Genomic DNA, 17973 nt, shown 5'->3' on the forward strand with positions numbered 1-17973 from the left:
GAATTTCAGCTGGTACTAACCTCCTTTCCGGTGGTCAGCAAATAGCGGTTCGAGCCGCTAATTACCCCGAGTGTAAGTTTATACTTTTTATTTTTGGACAAATATTGCATCAGCATCCCCATAGACTCGCAGTAACCGGCATAATAGCGGCCGGTGCGCAGGAAGCAGAGAAATGAGTTCCTGCGCAGGCGCATCGGCAATATATGTATCTCGTCACCGGAATGGATGATCAGGTAAATGCCGTCGTCGGGTGAACATTGTAATGCTGGTACCTCAGTTCCTACCTGAATGAAATCGGCGGTTCGCACGGCGATGTCCGATGAACCCCGTATTTCAGCCTGACGCAAATCTTCAAAGGGGAGATCGGGGAATTTGTAAATCCGGTTTTTCAATGCGCTTTCAAAAATTGAATCGACGGCCTTTTTAACAGTGATATAAATTGGTGCCGAGGGGAATTCCCTGTTTTTTGTCCAACCATAAGCGTCTATCTGAATGGTTTTCCGGAAATACATCATATCGGCCCATGTCAGAAAGTAGCTACCTCCAAAGTAGATCACGGCGCTGATTTGCAAAATGGTCATGCGTCGGCTAAGGGTTTGTCGAACAGTGGGTTGTTGAAGCAGTAGGAGATAGTTGAAGGTCGCCCAAAACGTGAAAATGTGTCTATATCTGCTTAGCAAAATAGTTTGAGCACCGAAGGCAGCGCGCCCGAAAGCCAGGGCAAAGAAGGTTACCAGCAAGAAGAGCATGCAACCTGCCAGCCACCATTGGCTTGGCGTAATCGCAAGTGGCGTTCTCATCAGTTTTTTGCAGAATAAAAATGCGCTGACTCCTACAAGTGAAAGACTGGCGACTCCGGCAACGGCGGACAAAGCTAACCTTGTAGAGTCACTCTTGTCTACCATCACGTCGGCAATCATGCCCGGCATTGCCACCGCCATCAGTAACATTTCACGCCATGACGACAAATTTTGAGCGGTGGTTGGACGAAAATCGGGTACTGTCAGTCCCCAAAAGTAAAATGTAGTGATAAAACCGAATAGTAATATCCAGAAAGTAGCAGCAAGCCATTCCCGACGGGCCAGTAATATGAGCGCGGCAACCGGTCCGACAAATATGCCTGAGACATCGGAATACAGGGCTAAAATTCCCAGGCCCGCCCCCAGGGCCAGGCTCCGCCGGGTGTTTTGGCTGACCAACCAAATGCTCGCAAATCCCCAAACATATACCGCGATTTGTTGCAGCGGTATGATTGACCAATACAATGCTTCGTAGTTGAAATTAGAAAAAAGCACATATGGAACCGGCACGAACAGGGCTAGCGAAAGTCCTCGCTGATAACGGAACCAAGTGAAGATCAATCTGAGAAAAACAAGATAGGAACAAATTCCAGTGAATGCGAGAAAGCGAAAATCGATGGATCCGGTTGCCCAGTACATCACGCAGGCTACTAGCCTGACAACTACAATCCGACGCTCATCGTCCTGCTTGGATAATGCCGACCAGAATTCCCGGAGCGACCCAGTTCCCTCCGCTATCGCAGAAGTAGATTCCAGGATCGCGTCGATATCGTCCTGGTAAGGAATGTTGACCGTGGTAACGCCCCATACCCCGAAGAATAACACAACAGGCGTTGCCCACGCGAGGAAAAAGAGGATTTTGCCAAATGCGAAAGGCCCGGAAATGGAGTGAACCGGCTCCGATGATTTGGGTCGCCCGGCGACTTGCAGGTAAGCGCCGAGCAGGGAAACACCGCCGACGAAGGCCGACAATGCAAGAAAAATGAAGAGGTTCATGGACTGGTGGCTTTGATGCAAGCCGCCAAACTATCTGCATTTGCCTCTCTACTGCCAACAAACCATCCTTGGGCGCGTCTGGATTATCAGGCGGTTTTTATCCACTTCATGATCAGGTTCGCTACCAGTAATAGCTGAAAAGCGCCGAACGTAATTACCGCGCCCATAAAGCGCACCCGCATATCTTCCCATTCCTGGTATTGTTGGGGCGAAAACGTTGCCCAGGTATCCATGGCGTTGTTGGGCGGGTAACCTGTTGTGCTCGTGATGTAAAGCGCAATGCCGATCGTCGCGAGCACATGCGCGGCCGTCAGTTGCGGGAGGCCGGTGCGGTTTCGCGTGAGCCAGTACAGGAGGCTGGTAATCAGTATAATCGTGATCAGGAATTCCGCTATGAGGTCGATCCGAAGCACATAAAAGGTGTCGTACAATTGCACGTCGACTGCATAACTCCGCCGCATCCAGGCGATGACGGCAATGATCGGGCAGGCAAGGAGGAGTACGAGGTGGGGTTTGGTCTGGATGAAGCTATTGCGCATTGTATCGTATTTTTATGAGTGCAAATTAAAAAATGAAAGTTTTTTATTGAAGAACTAGGGTAGCCTTTCCAAATTTTGTCCTGTGGGTGTAGCCCTAAACCCAGCCCCGAACCGTGACACCCCAACCTTCCGAACATTTACCGGACGAAGAGAAAAACCCGGAAAGACCGATTGACCCGAGACCGGGCACGCCGGAGGCGGGTGCGCCGGATAATGCACTTCTTGACAGGGAATTTTTTATCCGGAAAACATTCGGACTGGATGCGGCCAAAGGGTACGAACTGCTATTCAGGACCTATTATCAGCCGCTTTGCAGCCATGCCGCAAGGTTTGTGTACAACAAGGAAATCGCCGAGGACCTGGTAACGGAAATTTTTCTCAATTTCTGGAAAAAAGAGCTGCATACCTGCATCGCGACGACCTTCCGGGCCTATCTCTTCACGGCGGTGCGCAACAGGTGCTTTACCTATCTCCGTTGGGAATTCAACAAAATCAGGCGGGAGGAGCTCGACGACGATTTTCACTCTGATATGCTCGCGCCGGACCACATCATGGAAATGGACGAGCTGTATATGCAAGTCGAACGGGCGATCCAGGCCTTACCCCCTCAATGCCAGAAGGCGTTCGTCCTGAGCAGGTTTGAAGGGAAATCTTACCAGGAAATCGCGGAGAAGCTCGGAGTAACGGTAAAAGGCGTGGAATGGCACATATCAAAGGCGCTCAGCGTATTGCGCCGATCATTGAAACAGAACTGACAAACTAAAAGCATGAACACACCATTGTCCAAAGAAATGCTCTTCACCTATTTCTCGGGCCAGGCCACGGTGCTGCAAAAGCAGCTTATCGAAGAATGGCTGGGCGAACCGGGAAATACCGAGCGCTATTTCGAATGGTTACAGGAATGGGAAAACAGCCACCCGCAATTTTTGCCGGATGTAGGGGAGGCTTTTAAAAATGTACAGGCCTTGCTGACAGAGCCGTCCGCCAATGAAGGCAATCCACATGCAGGGGTCACCGGTTCACCATCCTTGCCATGGCGGAACTGGTTACGTATAGCAGCCGCTATTCTATTGATGGCAGGAGCAAGCGGGTATTATTACCGCGATGCGATCCTTTACAGGCATTACCGCACGGGCTACGCCCAAAGCCGGACCGTTCAGCTGAGCGACGGAAGTCGTGTATCGCTTCTGGCCAACTCCGATCTGAAACTCCTTCGATGGGGCTTCGGGCGTATCGGGAGGGATGTTTACCTCACTGGCGAGGCCGGTTTTGTGGTAACGCACCAGGTCGATCACCAGCCGTTCACCGTTCACACGCCCGACCAGGGAAAGGTAACCGTGCTTGGTACCGAGTTTTTCGTATATACCCGTAAGAGAGGCACGCAGGTGGTTTTGAGCAAGGGTAAAGTACAGATTTCTTCTCCTGAAATGGCCGTACCGCTCGATATGAAGCCCGGTGAAAAGGCCTCCGTCGCTACGGATGGCAAGATCGCCATTCAACCGCTGACCGTCACTGAACTGAAAGACCCGGCGGTTTGGCAGGAACATCATTTTCATTTTGATCATACCACCCTTGCTGATGCCAGCCGCGAGCTGAATGCAGTATTCGGCCTGAAAATCGTAGTGTCTGATCCTGCATTGGCCGCCCGACAGGTTACCGGCACGTTCAAAGCCCGGCAGGCTGATGAACTGCTGTCGGTGCTGTCCGAAATGCTTGATATGCGTGTGCTGGTCGGTAATGACCAGGTGCGCCTTGTTCCCGATTCAACTGACACCAATTAGATCTTTTAACTAACCCAAACGCTACCATGAACCCACATGTACCCCTGGCAAAGGCATTTGGCCTTTACGCCATGCTCAGTTTGTGCCCTCCGCCGGGATTCGGGCAGTTGCTGGCATCGGCTCGCCCTTTGCAGACCGAAACGCGGCAAACGCAGCCCGTACGTCTGCGTGACGCATTGCTGAAACTGAAAGAGAGCTACGGCGCCGATATTCTCTTCGAAGAAAAACTGCTCGACGATTTGAAGGTTTCCTCCGCTGCTGTCAACCCGTCCCGAACGCTGGAACAGAACCTGGATGCATTGCTGGCCTCCACGGGTTTGAAATACAAGAAAATCAAGGAAAATACGTATGTGCTGCTGGCTGCGAAAGACCGCCGCAAAAAGGAGAACAATGCTGCGCCTAATCGGGAAAGTTCGGCATTGCCGCAGGACAGTCCGCTCGCATCCCTTTCGCCCCTGACGCGGGCGAAGGCAGTGGAATCCGCTGTGCGCGGTACGGTGGTGGACGCGAAAGGAGAACCGCTGATCGGCGTAAGCGTGCTCGTAAAAGGCACTACACGAGGTACAGCGACAGACGTTGCGGGGAAATATGAAATCGCGGTGGACGAGCCCTCGGCAGTACTGGTATTCTCCTTTGTGGGTTATGTACGAAAGGAAGTGGTGGTGGGCGCGCAGTCCGAGATTAACATTACCCTGGCCGAAGACACACAGAACCTGTCGGAAGTAGTGGTTACCGCATTGGGTATCAAGCGTGATAAGCGTGCGCTGGGCTATTCGGTGCAGGAAATAGGCGGGGAGGCGGTCAGTACCGCCAAGGAAGCCAATCTTGCTACCACATTGGCCGGTAAAATGGCGGGTGTGCAGGTGACGCGCTCGGCTAATGGAGCGGGAGGCTCGTCGCGGGTGGTGATCCGCGGCTCCAATTCGCTTGTCGGGAACAGTCAGCCGCTTTACGTGATCGACGGTATTCCGATGGACAACAGCAATCCCAATTCGCCCTCTTCAACAGGAGGGATCGATTATGGGGATGGTATTTCAAATATTAACCCGGAAGATGTGGAGTCGATTTCCGTCCTGAAAGGGCCTAATGCCGCGGCATTGTACGGCCAGCGGGGAAGTAATGGGGTGGTGCTGATTACCACCAAATCAGGTAAGTCGAGAAAGGGGATTGGCATTAAATACGGCGTCGACTATTCGGTAGGTGACGCATTGGTACTGCCCGATTTTCAGGATGAATACGGCCAGGGGTTGGATGGCACGTTCACGCATTTCCGTGGTACCGATGGCAAAATATACACCTGGGCAGCGGCGCAGGCCGGCAATATCCAGGGGATGCCGAAAACCAGCGGCGGCCGCGACCGGTTCACACGTTCAAGCTGGGGTGCGCGCATGGATGGTCAGCAATATGAAGACCAGTGGGGCAATGTGCTCAGTTTTACACCTCAGCCCAATACCTTTCAAACCTTTTTCAGAAAGGAAAAGCAACTGGTTAATAACCTCAGCCTCGAAGGTGGTAACGACAATATCAATTACCGGCTTTCTTACGGACGCACCGACATCGACGGGTACACGCCGGGCAATACATTGAAACGCAATAACGTGAACCTCCGGACCGTGGCGAAGATCACGCCCAAGTTGGAACTGGATGTGAAAACGAACTACATCGGCCAGAAAGGGGCAAACCGTCCCACGGTTTCGGATGCGAGCGATAACCCGGCCTATCTGTTCATCAGCCAGCCGCGTAGTATGCCGATGAGCATTCTGGCCCATTCGGCCTGGACGGCTGAGGACGTGGCGAAGCAGCTTGGCTATGGTACGGTGCCGTTTGTGGGAATGGAAAAGACCTATGCGACCAATTCATCAACGGCAAACCCATACTGGACCGTCGATCATACCCGTAACTCCGATGACCGCCAGCGGTTGCTCGGTTTGATCCGCCTGAGTTACCAGTTCAACGACTGGATCCGCCTGACGGCCAAAACCGGAACCGATTTCTACACGGATCAGCGCCTGCGTTACCGCGAAAAAGGCACTTACCAAAGCGCCAACCGCAATGGCGATATTTCGGAGCAGGTTACCCGCGTGCGGGAGGACAACAGCGACATTTTACTCTCATTAACCCCGCAACTGACAAAAGACGTTTCACTCGGCCTGAACCTCGGTGCCAATCATCAGAAATTCTATTCCCGCACGACGGGTAATACCGGTACCGAGTTCATTGTACCCGGCTTGTATGCGATCAATAACACGCTGATCAACTCTTACGTGTTCGGACTCACGGAATCGTCGATCAACTCGGTTTATTTGTCGGGACAAGTAGGGTATAAGGAATACCTCTTCCTTGATTTCTCGGCACGTAACGACTGGTCGTCGACGCTGTCGCCTGCGAACAACTCCTTCTTTTACCCGGCGGTGAGTGCGAGTTTCGTCGTGACCGATGCATTCAATATCCGGAGCAATACATTGAGCTTCCTGAAACTCCGCGCCTCCGTGGCGCAGGCGGGTAGCTCGGGCTCGCCGTACCAGCTGACCGGTACCTATTCGCTCGACCAGGTTGCGCATGGCGGTGTGCCGCTGGCTTCGTTCTCGTCGACCATTCCCGATCCCAATTTGAAAAATGAGCTCACGACTTCCATCGAGTTCGGTGTGGAAGCGCGCTTTTTCAAAAATCGTGCAGGACTGGCATTCGCATACTATAATGCATCTACCAAAAACCAGATCCTGGACGTGCCGCTGCCGCCGTCCAGTACATTTGCTTCAAGGAGGATCAATGCCGGCGAAATCCGTAACCGTGGCGTGGAACTGACCTTGAACGGAACACCTATTAAAACGGCAGATGGGTTCAGCTGGGACGCGACATTCAATTTTTCCAGAAACCGTAACCAGGTGGTGGCGCTGGCCGAAGGTGTGGATACCTACGTGCTCGGCACCGACCGCGGCGTGAACGTGGTGGCCGAGCCGGGCAAGCCATTCGGTACGCTCATCGGGAACGGTTTCCAGTGGCTCCGCGACGAGCAAGGCAACCGCCTCATCGACCCTACGACCGGTTTGCCCCTGAAATCCAACTCCAAAATCCTTTATGAGCTCGGCAATGCATTGCCGGACTGGATCGGCGGTTTCAACAACACATTCCGCTACAAGGGTATAAGCCTGTCGGGATTGTTCGATATCAGCCAGGGCGGCAAGATCTACTCGCAGAGCTTGCGCGAAGAGCTGGTTTACGGAACGATCAAAAAGACCTTGCCGGGCCGTGACGGTACTTATGTAGCCGACGGTGTGGTGGCTTCCAAATCCGATAATGGAACATGGGTAGGCACGGGCCAGGCAAATACCAAGCAGGTACGGGCGCAGGATTATTGGAACGTGGTAGCGCCGGATAAGGACAATGTGATCCCCGAAGAAATGCTCAACGATGCGAGCTACATTATGTTCCGCGAGCTCACATTGAACTACCAGTTGCCCAACACGCTCATCAGCCGCACGCCGTTCAAAAGCATTCGGGCAGGTATCTATGGCCGCAACCTGTTCTACCTGCAACGCAAAACGGAAGGTTTCGCGCCTGAGGCTTCTTCTTTCAATGTCAATAACTCGTCGTTGGGACTTGAATCCACCGCTCTGCCATTGTTGCGTTATTTCGGGTTCAGCCTGAATGTGGAGTTGTAATTGTTCAAACCGGAAATTTTTGAGAAATGAAAAATATAATCCCATCAATCCTGCTCACTGGTGCGATATGCCTGACACAGGCTTGTACCGGCGATTTTGAGGAAATCAATACGCCGCCCACATCCGTAACGACGGTCGACCCGGGGCTGCTGCTTTCGAAAGTGCAGAAGGACGCCGCGTTTGCGGAAGGCTATGAGGTGCCCAACAGCCAGTATGGGTCGTGGATCCAGCATTGGGCGGGAGGTGTGCTGGTATCGAGCTCGCGTTATATCGAGCAAAGCGACAATAATACCTGGGACGCGCATTACACGTTGATCCGGAATATCAGCCAGGTCCGTAATGAAGTTTTGAAAGGAAAGGAAAACGACCCAAGCGGCCGCAGCAAACTGGCGATCGCCCGCATTGTCGAGATTTCGGTGTGGCAACGGCTTACCGACCTTTTTGGTGATGTTCCGTACTCCGGCACTGCGTTAGGCCCTGCCGACGTGAATACCAAACCTGTGTTTGATACGCAGGAATCGATTTACAAATCGCTGATCAATGACCTGAATGCAGCCATCGGGCAGCTTACGCCTGGCGATGCAAGCTATGGTAGCGCTGATTTTTATTACAAGGGAGATATTAATAAATGGAAGAAGTATGCCAATTCGCTCAAACTGCGGCTTGGAATGCGCATTCGCTATGCTGATCCCGCATTGGCACAAAAAACCGTAACCGAAGCCATGGGCCAGCCGCTGCTGGAAAGTGCGGCTGACGACGCTACCGTCCCGACCTACAACAATGCCACCAATGCGAATGTGCATCCGGTATTGAACCAGTTCCTTGCCGGGAGCCCCGACCTGAAATACCTCGCCGACGCGTTTGTTACCCAGCTCGTAGCCAGCGCCGATCCGCGCCTGCCGCGCATTGCACAGCCGAGCGTCAACTCCGTGAAGGCGGGCACGCCTGCGTACAAGGGCATTGGCGTAGCGTTGACAGATGAAATCCTGAAAACCATCATCAAAGACGATTACAGCACCGTTTCAACGCTCACGTTCTTCAACCGGGAGTATAGCCCGGCGATTCCGTGCATGGTGATGTCGTTTGCCGACGTGTCGTTCTACAAAGCCGAGGCAGCGCTCGAAGGCTGGGGTGGAACGGCAGCGGAAGCAGAGAAATACTATCAGGATGGTGTAAAAGCGGCATTGGCGCAGGCTCCCTATAATGTAACGGCAGTGCCGGCCGCATTTGAAAAGGAACTATCCTGGACCGGCCTTTCCAAAGAGCAGAAACTCGAAAAAATAGGTACCCAGAAATGGATACAGCTGTTCGGTCGTTCCTATGAAGCATTTATCGAGTGGCGGAGAATGGGTTACCCGGTGCTGAAACCAGGCCCGTTCCCGGGCTCTACCGGCGGTACTATTCCACGGAGGACCATCTATTCATCCCGCGAGGCGCTCCTGAATAAAGCGAATTATGAGCAGGCCGTGAGCCGGTTATCAAAGGGTGATTCGTATGTGTCGAAAGTATGGTGGGACAAACGTTAAAATGATTCATTAGAACGAATGCCTCAGCGAGGCATTCTGTTTGTAGAAGGTATTGTTCCGGCGGGGTTGCGGCTCCGTAGGAGCCTCCTTTGCCATGTTGCAGGACATCCTGCCGGGGCGAAATGGTCGTGCTTCCGATGATTTGCCATAAACAGGTGGTCCCTCCGGGGCCCAATGCCGGATGCCCGGGATGTTAAATCTCTCGGGTATTTTGCTTTTGGGTATTACCAATATTGAATTTCCTGAAAACATTGTAGTGGTGAATTTTAAAACCTTGAAAATATTGCTGGCCCTATTGGCGGGGGGCACCAGTGCATTCGCGCAAACTGCTCCTGATCAAATGGACCTTTACCTGCTGATCGGGCAATCCAATATGGCGGGAAGAGGGTTGACAGATGCGGCCTCGCAGCCCAATTCTCCAAAAATATGGGCTATTAACCGTCAAAATGAATGGAAAATAGCGGCTGATCCACTCCATGAGGACAAACCGGCAGTAGCGGGCGTAGGCCCCGGCCTGACTTTCGCGCAGGAAATTCTTAAAAAATATCCCGAGCGCCCGATCGGTCTCATTCCCTGCGCAGTAGGCGGCAGCGGTATCGACGACTGGCAGCCCGGTGCCAAACACGAGCAGACGGGCATTTACGCCTACGACGAAATGCTCGCCCGTGTGAAGGAGGCACAGAAGCGCGGGACGGTCAAAGGCATTATCTGGCACCAGGGAGAATCGGACAGCTCACCGGAGAAAAAGGGTGTGTACGCTGTTAAACTGGCCGATTTTTTCGAACGTTTGCGCCGGGATACCCATACCGAAAACGTGCCGGTTGTAGTAGGAACGCTGGGAGATTTTTATGTAGCCAGGAATCCCGATGCGGCGGTTATCAATCAGATTATCGCCGATTACACAAAGGGCAACAAGCTGGTTTACCTGGTGTCGGCTTCGGGCCTGGTGCACAAGGGCGACGACACGCATTTCGATACCGCATCCGCGCGGGAACTGGGCCGGCGGTATGCGGAAGCGTTTTTGAAAAAAGATGAATGACAGAACCCCGGGATGGGTCCGTAAAAACAAATCTTGCGGTGCGCTGCACCTACAATTCTTACGGTGCGCTGCACCTACAAATCTTGCGGTGCGCTGCACCTACAATTCTTGCGGTGCGCTGCACCTCTGGTTACGTTCAATTTTCGGCTATTTTCTACAAGTATTACGGCGCTCTGCGCCTTAACGAAAAGGTGCAGAGCACCGTAATATTTGTAGATATCACCGTAGGGAATTTATAAATATGCAATTTTTATTAATTCAGAGCCTCATAAACCTGACCACCGTTTTTATGAAAATCAAACATTTTGCGTTCCACGGGGCGCTCCACGGGGCGCTCCTCGCGGCACTGGCCTGCGGATACTCGGCTTCTGCCCAAAAAGGAAAGCCGCTCTTTCCTGATCAGCCTGGAATGGTTTCGTATACGTTCAGGACGAGCCTTTCCAAGAATACCGCGGCTACGCTGGATACGATCAAAGCGCTGAAAATTACCGACATGGAGTTTTCGAGTCTTTTCGGTAAAACTGCCCCGGAACTCCGCAAGCTGCTCGATGAGCGTGGGATCAAATGCTCGTCGTTTGGGGTGAGCTACGACGATGCGCTGAATAAGACGCAGGAAGTAGGTAATCTTACGGTGCGCTGCACCTACAAATCTTGCGGTGCGCTGCACCTACAAATCTTGCGGTGCGCTGCACCTACAATTCTTGCGGTGCGCTGCACCTCTGGTTACGTTCAATTTTCGGCTATTTTCTACAAGTATTACGGCGCTCTGCGCCTTAACGAAAAGGTGCAGAGCACCGTAATATTTGTAGATATCACCGTAGGGAATTTATAAATATGCAATTTTTATTAATTCAGAGCCTCATAAACCTGACCACCGTTTTTATGAAAATCAAACATTTTGCGTTCCACGGGGCGCTCCACGGGGCGCTCCTCGCGGCACTGGCCTGCGGATACTCGGCTTCTGCCCAAAAAGGAAAGCCGCTCTTTCCTGATCAGCCTGGAATGGTTTCGTATACGTTCAGGACGAGCCTTTCCAAGAATACCGCGGCTACGCTGGATACGATCAAAGCGCTGAAAATTACCGACATGGAGTTTTCGAGTCTTTTCGGTAAAACTGCCCCGGAACTCCGCAAGCTGCTCGATGAGCGTGGGATCAAATGCTCGTCGTTTGGGGTGAGCTACGACGATGCGCTGAATAAGACGCAGGAAGTAGGTAATAATGCCAAAGCTTTGGGCGCGAGTTATGTGCGTGTGGCCTGGGTGCCACACAAAGGGCCTTTTACACTTGAAATGGCCGAAAGGACAGTGGCTGACTTCAATAAAATTGGTAAACAGCTGAAAGAAGAGTTTGGCCTCACATTCTGCTATCACAATCACGGTTACGAGTTCGAGAAGCACGGCGAGGGGACGCTCATGGATTATATTATCCAGAACACGGATCCAAAATACGTCAGCTTCGAGCTCGATATGCTCTGGGCGTTCTTCCCCGGTCAGGATCCGGCGGCGTTGATCAACAAATACCCCGACCGCTTCAAACTCATGCATATGAAGGATTTGAAAAAGGGCATAGTAGGCAATATGTCGGGCGGAACGCCTGTGGAGAACGATGTGGCACTGGGTACCGGTCAAATCGACATTCCCGCGGTGCTCAGAGCGGCGCGGAAAGCAGGATTGAAGCACTACTATATCGAGGACGAAAGCCCGAGCTATGCGACGCAGGTGCCGCAGTCGATCGCTTATTTGAAAAGTTTAAAATACTGACTGAAATACTACAAATGGCAGCCGCACTCGTTTCCAAACAATTAGTGCGGCTGCCATAAATTTGCATTCATCAGCCGACTTGGTTGCGTGAACGGCAACCAGAAATCTACAAGGGATTCTTTTCCTACCTGGCCGCGCCGCGGCTATTGAAACCGCGCGATTCGGTGATCGTCGGAAACCCATTTTTATTCTATTTGAATCAGTTTTGCGTCGCTCAATTTGGAGGAACTCCGGGAAGCCGCTACGCTTTTGATCGAGGCGACGTTGTATGCAAAAACCGCAAATGTTCAGATTGTCCAGCTAAACCAGCAGATTGTATAAGCGTAACTGTCGCCCGGTAACTACTTTTGCGGTGTTATTTAGAATAAGTCTATTTATTAATAAAATAGTGCCCACCCGTTTGGCTGCGCCGGAGCGCAATACTTAAAACGTTGTAACATTTAAAGCAATGCAAGTTAGCAAAATTCTGCATACAGGGCTGCTTTGTGCCTTGTCGTTCGTCGCCTTTGCCCAGCAAGCGGATGTTACCCTCCACGGGCAGATCAGGTCGGAAGATGGGGAAACGCTCCCAGGGGCCTCAGTGAGCTTGAAAGGGACTTCGCATGGGACTTTTACTACCGCCGAAGGGAAGTACACCATCGAACACGTCCGTCCCGGTTCCTACAAGCTGCTGGTGTCGTTTATGGGATATCAAACGCAAGCGAAAGACATTACGCTTACGGCCGGCGAGCGTTTCAAACACAATGCCAAACTGGTTTCCGAAACGCGCGAACTGGAATCCGTCTCGGTGATCGGGCGGACGGAGACAAAAGAGATCAACCGGCAGGCTTATAATGTGACGGCCATCGATGCCAAAAAGCTTCAAAATTCCACCCTCGACCTTTCCCATGCACTCGATCGCGTATCGGGCGTTCGTGTACGCGAGAGCGGGGGCGTGGGCTCGAACATGAACTTCTCGCTGAATGGCTTCACGGGCCGCCAGGTAAAGTTCTTCCTCGACGGCGTGCCGATGGATAATTTCGGTTCCTCATTTCAACTGAATAACATCCCTATTAACCTCGCAGAGCGCGTGGAGGTTTACAAAGGCGTGGTGCCGATCTGGCTGGGTTCGGATGCCCTCGGCGGCGCCGTGAATATCGTGACGAACACCCGTCAGAACAGTTACCTCGACGCTTCCTATTCCTACGGCTCATTCAATACGCATCGCACGACGGTCAATGCGGGTTTTACGGCCAAAAATGGCTTTACCGCACAGCTGAATGCATTTCAGAATTATTCGGACAACAATTATTGGATCACCGTCGATGTAGCCGACGTAAATACCGGCGAGTACTTCCGCAATCAGCGCCTGCGCAGGTTCCACGATACCTATCATAATGAAACCATGATCGCGAATGTGGGCGTGGTGGGCAAGAAGTTCGCGGACCGGCTTTTGTTGGGGATTACATTGGGTAAAAACAAAGCCGAAATCCAGACGGGTGCGCGGATGGTGAGCGTTTTCGGGCAGTGGCACCGCAAGGGCAACATCGTCATGCCAAGTTTGAAATACCAGAAGAAGGATTTGTTTGTCAAAGGGTTGAATGTCAATATCTCTGCCAACTACAATCTCGGCCAGGAACAGAATGTGGATACGGTGTATCGCCGCTACAACTGGTTTCAGCAGTTCAAACAATACGAAGGAAATGGCAGCGAACGGGAACGGTCGCTATACAAATTCCGGAACAATAACGGCCTGGCCACGGCGAATGTGACCTATCAGATCGATCCCCGCCATTCGGTGACGATTAATAATGTATTCAACACATTCAACCGGAAAGGGGAGGACGAGCTCTTTCCTGAATCGGCCAAGTACGAACAGCCGCGCGTGAACCGGAAGAATGTGCTCGGTTTGGGCTATAAATTCGACTATAACGAGCGTTGGAACACTTCTTTGTTTCTCAAACATTTCTCGCAGAACAACAAATTCTCCGTCTCCTACAACCCGACCGGCAACTGGGGCGACGAGGCCTTTCTAGTCCAGAAAAACGGCTTTGAAAAGCTGGGTTATGGCATCGCTTCCACCTATTTCCTATTCCAGAATTTCCAGCTGAAAGGTTCATTTGAAAAAAGTTACCGATTGCCCGAAACTGACGAGCTCTTCGGCGACCTCCTGAACCTGGAAGGCAATATCAATTTAGACCCTGAGACGAGCTACAACTACAATCTCGGTTTCAGCTACAACGGCGCGATCAACCGCGTGCACCGGTTCGGTGTGGACGCCAACGTGCTTTACCGCGACGCCCAGGGCTTTATCCGTCCGCGCCTGAATGCCAATCAGACTAAGCAGGTAATGGATAACCTGGCCGATGTGACCAACTTCGGCATCGACGGAGAGCTGCGTTATTCGTACGGCCAGCTTTTCATGGCGGGTGCCAATCTCACCTATCAAAACCTGCGAAACAATACGCGTTTCGAGGAGGGCTATACGACTGAGAGTCCGCTCTACCGCGACCGCATCCCCAACATGCCGTTCCTGTTCGGGAACGCGGATGCTGCGGTTTTCTTCAAAGACCTCGGTAAGAAAGGCAACACGCTTACGCTCGGCTATAACCTGCTCTATGTGCATGCCTATTACCTCTACTGGCCGAGCCTCGGCAGCGACAAGCTGGATATTCCACAGCAGCTGAGCCACGATGTAAACGTGGTGTATGTCATGGCCGATGGCCGGTATAACATCTCGCTGGAATGCAAAAACCTGCTCGATGCGAAGCTGTACGACAATTTCAGCTTGCAGAAGCCAAGTCGCGGTTTTTATGCCAAGCTGCGCTATTTCATTAGTAAATAATCTTTAACAATTCAATAATCCAATTAAAATCAGAAAATGAAAAAGTCATATTTGAAGTGGTTTTTCGCAGTGGGTATAGGCGTGGCGCTGGGTGCGTGCAGCGATGACGAGACGACCGACCCTGCACCCGGGCCAGGCGCCGGAACACAGTCGCGCTACGTGGTGGCATCGGCGCCGATCGGCTCACAAGGTGTTGCCGATTACCTGCTTACCACCGGCGACCTTTCACAGGGGACTATCAGCACGGTAGGACAGGGCATCGAGCAGGATGGGTCTTACCGCTACTACCTGACGCATAAGGGCAAGTTTTTCAGTTTGTTGTATGGCCAGGGAAATCCGGGAGCCGTTACTACCTATGCATTGGATGAAAAAGGTGGTTTGGTGAAAACTTCTGATTTTCAGAGTGAAACTGTTCAGGTTTTTGCCCCGGCAGGCGACGATATCCTGACGATCAAGGTTCCGAGAAGCGGTAATGAAAGCGCGTCGTGGTTCCGCATTAATGCAGATCAATCCAAAATCGTGGGTGAGGGCCAGGTCAATATCGTGAAGCTCGCGGCTAATGGCGAGCGTGCGCACTTCACGTGGGCTACGCAGGTGGGCGACAAGATTTTCGCGCCCTATATGAGCATTAAAGGTGCCGCACCGGATGTTTTCGGTACGGCCAATCCCGACAGCAGCTGGATTGCCGTGTTCTCTTACCCGGCCATGACGCTCGACAAGGTGATCAAGGATAACCGTACCAGTTTCATCGGTTCTTATTTCAATAACGGCCTTTCGGTAGACGAAAACGGCGATGTGTATGCATTTTCCCCTGCGTCGGCCACCAACAGCGGCGTGGCTACTTCTACCAAGCCATCGGCATTTATCCGCATTAAAAAAGGCACTACCGAGTTCGACCAGAGCTATTTCTTCAATGTGCAGGAAAAATCGGGTGGTTATAAAATTGCTAACCAGACCTACCTGGGCGGCGGCAAGTTCCTGCTTTATATGTATGGAGATTTGGGCAAGGCATCCGGAAACAAGAAACTCGCTATTGCGGATGCTTACAATCAGACATTTGCTTGGGTAAACGGTGCCCCGGAGACTTTCGCATCGTCGTCGGCCTCTTACAACAACAACACCGTCAGCGACGACAAAAAGAGCGTCTTTGTGGGGATCAACACCGAAGCCGGCAGCTGGGTGTACACTGTGGATATCGCCACTGCTACCGCCAAGCAAGGCCTCAAAGTCGAGGGCGGGGCTATTACCGCCATTGTTAAGGTCAAATAGTTTGGGTTTTAGAACTACTACAAACCCCGTCGCACCACATGGCCGGCGGGGATTTGTGTTTTTGCAGGATCTGCGTCCGCTGCCGATATTGGAGGCGCAACAAGAAGTGGGAAATAATATGGATTACATAGCTGGCCAGACGATCGGGTCGTGCGCGGAATTTCCCGTGCACGACCTCGGCGATGCCTTTTTTGCGATGGCTACAATCGAAGATGGCGACGCGCATTTCTTCAACGGCGTCCATCGCCACGACTTTTATGAACTGCTGTGGTTCACCAACCTTGAACCCGGGCAGGTGCATTGCATTGATTTCAACAGGTATCCCATCGCCCGCAATCAGCTCTTCCTACTGCTGCCCGACCAGGTCCACAGCATGGATCAGCGCGGCAAATGCGGCTTTCTGATGGCTATTTCCAAAGATTTTTTCGAGCGGCTCATTGGCAACGATATTTTTAAGCTATTCAAATATTCTACCAACTTTTCCGTAACCATCCCCGAATGCCGTCTACCCATTCTGAACGCCTTACTTGACCTCATCCGCGCCGAATATGACGACGCGAGGCGCCCTGCTATCCTCGAAGCCTATCTCCGGAGCTGGTTCCTGCATTGTATTGATTTCCAAAAAGAAGCAGGCGACCCCGTGTGGCGAGACCCGCGCCTGCAAATGCTGTTGGAATCCATCGAAACCAATTACCGAAAACAGCGCAAAGCCGAATTTTATGCCAACGAGTTATCGCTCAGCGCCAAGCGCCTCAACGAGCTGACCCGCAGCTCCTTCGGTAAAACCATCAGCCAGATGATCAACGAACGCCTCATCCTCGAAGCCAAGCGCGAAATCGGCTATGTACGCAAACCGATTAAAGAAATCAGCTATGAGCTCGGTTTTTCCGAACCCGCCTATTTTACGAGGTTTTTCGGGAAACAAACGGGGTACGCGCCGGAGGATTTCAGGAGGAAGATGGCGGCATTGTATGGGGGAAAGTGAATATGTCTAGGAAGTGGTGGGGTTCTGTATAGGTTTTCGAGATATGTATAGAAAGCGGCGCTTTTCTATGCATGTTTTTGGGAAATGTCTATATCAGAAACCATAATACCGTCTCACCCAACCCTTAACCCAAAATTAAACCGCTCGCTCACAATCCTCCGCAAAATCCCGATCTGCCCACAGTGGTACATGGTGTGCTTTACATTCCAGTCGATGGCTTCAAATTTGTTAGTGGCGATGGGGTGCGGGATTGGAGTTGGTTCCAATGGGTTTTCAAGCTCATCCATTGTCACAGTTGCAAGGATTTCGAGGGATTTTTGCTGCATAACTTTCAAATCGGCGAGCAACTTTTCGGGCGTGAATCTGCCGACGGACTGCTCCGCCTGGGCGACGGTGAAGTAATCGCTGTAATCTTTGACGGGCAGTTGCCGCAGGACGTCCATCTGATGCCCGCGAATGACCATGATGGAGTGGAAATAATGGCTGATAATCAAATGTCCGACCTGCCAGCCGATGCTTGATTCGATCGTATCAGGGATGATCTCCCATTTTTCGAAGGGAATGTTTTCGATAAGCTTGTTGGTCCAGTCATAGGCGTCGGCGTTCTGGCGAATGAGGAGCTCGATGGTGTTCATGGGTAAGCTGGTGGTTGATGGTGAGGATTTTATTCAGCCCGTGGATAATCGAAAGGGGGCCGAATGGATGGAAACGAATAAAAGTAGGCAATAAAGAACAGGTGACAAAAAAGGCAGAACATCGCCTTCTTGTCGAATGGACAATTATTATGATTT

13 protein-coding genes are annotated in these 17973 nt (G+C 51.9%); 10 read left to right on the forward strand and 3 right to left on the reverse strand.

Annotated elements, in window-relative coordinates; all coding sequences use genetic code 11:
- Positions 1–5: 5 nt before the first annotated feature.
- On the reverse strand, positions 6–1796 hold the full coding sequence (locus AC2YIT_RS06315; RefSeq protein WP_487278628.1) for a hypothetical protein: 1791 nt from the start codon (positions 1794–1796) through the stop codon (positions 6–8).
- 86 nt (positions 1797–1882) lie between these two features.
- A complete protein-coding gene (locus tag AC2YIT_RS06320) occupies positions 1883–2335 on the reverse strand; it encodes a hypothetical protein (RefSeq protein WP_487278629.1) in 453 nt (150 codons plus the stop codon).
- 113 nt (positions 2336–2448) lie between these two features.
- On the opposite strand from AC2YIT_RS06320, the gene AC2YIT_RS06325 reads away from it, so the two are divergent.
- From AC2YIT_RS06325 to AC2YIT_RS06370, 10 genes are all read left to right on the forward strand, one after another.
- Positions 2449–3090, forward strand: a complete 642-nt coding sequence (locus AC2YIT_RS06325; protein WP_487278630.1) for an RNA polymerase sigma-70 factor — start codon at positions 2449–2451, stop codon at positions 3088–3090.
- Between the two features lie 12 nt (positions 3091–3102).
- Complete coding sequence (locus AC2YIT_RS06330; RefSeq protein ID WP_430847516.1) at positions 3103–4116, forward strand: FecR family protein; 1014 nt, start codon at positions 3103–3105, stop codon at positions 4114–4116.
- Positions 4117–4142: 26 nt separating this feature from the next.
- Positions 4143–7778, forward strand: a complete 3636-nt coding sequence (locus AC2YIT_RS06335; protein WP_487278631.1) for a SusC/RagA family TonB-linked outer membrane protein — start codon at positions 4143–4145, stop codon at positions 7776–7778.
- A 26-nt stretch (positions 7779–7804) separates the two neighbouring features.
- On the forward strand, positions 7805–9304 hold the full coding sequence (locus AC2YIT_RS06340; RefSeq protein WP_430847520.1) for a SusD/RagB family nutrient-binding outer membrane lipoprotein: 1500 nt from the start codon (positions 7805–7807) through the stop codon (positions 9302–9304).
- A 190-nt stretch (positions 9305–9494) separates the two neighbouring features.
- Complete coding sequence (locus AC2YIT_RS06345; RefSeq protein ID WP_430847524.1) at positions 9495–10343, forward strand: sialate O-acetylesterase; 849 nt, start codon at positions 9495–9497, stop codon at positions 10341–10343.
- 289 nt (positions 10344–10632) lie between these two features.
- Positions 10633–11175, forward strand: a complete 543-nt coding sequence (locus AC2YIT_RS06350; protein WP_487278632.1) for a hypothetical protein — start codon at positions 10633–10635, stop codon at positions 11173–11175.
- A gap of 50 nt (positions 11176–11225) precedes the next feature.
- Positions 11226–12104 (forward strand): sugar phosphate isomerase/epimerase family protein, encoded by an 879-nt coding sequence (locus tag AC2YIT_RS06355; RefSeq protein ID WP_487278633.1) that lies wholly within the window; start codon positions 11226–11228, stop codon positions 12102–12104.
- A 448-nt stretch (positions 12105–12552) separates the two neighbouring features.
- Positions 12553–14928, forward strand: coding sequence for a TonB-dependent receptor (locus AC2YIT_RS06360; RefSeq protein WP_487278634.1), 2376 nt, complete (start codon positions 12553–12555; stop codon positions 14926–14928).
- A 36-nt stretch (positions 14929–14964) separates the two neighbouring features.
- A complete protein-coding gene (locus AC2YIT_RS06365; protein WP_487278635.1) occupies positions 14965–16197 on the forward strand; it encodes a DUF4374 domain-containing protein in 1233 nt (410 codons plus the stop codon).
- 118 nt (positions 16198–16315) lie between these two features.
- Positions 16316–17182, forward strand: coding sequence for a helix-turn-helix domain-containing protein (locus tag AC2YIT_RS06370; protein ID WP_487278636.1), 867 nt, complete (start codon positions 16316–16318; stop codon positions 17180–17182).
- A gap of 113 nt (positions 17183–17295) precedes the next feature.
- Here AC2YIT_RS06370 and AC2YIT_RS06375 read toward each other — a convergent pair whose 3' ends face one another.
- The gene (locus AC2YIT_RS06375) at positions 17296–17817 is read right to left on the reverse strand and encodes a DinB family protein (RefSeq protein ID WP_487278637.1); all 522 of its coding nucleotides are present in this window, start codon (positions 17815–17817) and stop codon (positions 17296–17298) included.
- Between the last annotated feature and the right edge of the window lie 156 nt (positions 17818–17973).

The sequence above is a fragment of the Dyadobacter sp. SRI_021 genome (genome assembly GCF_057586235.1).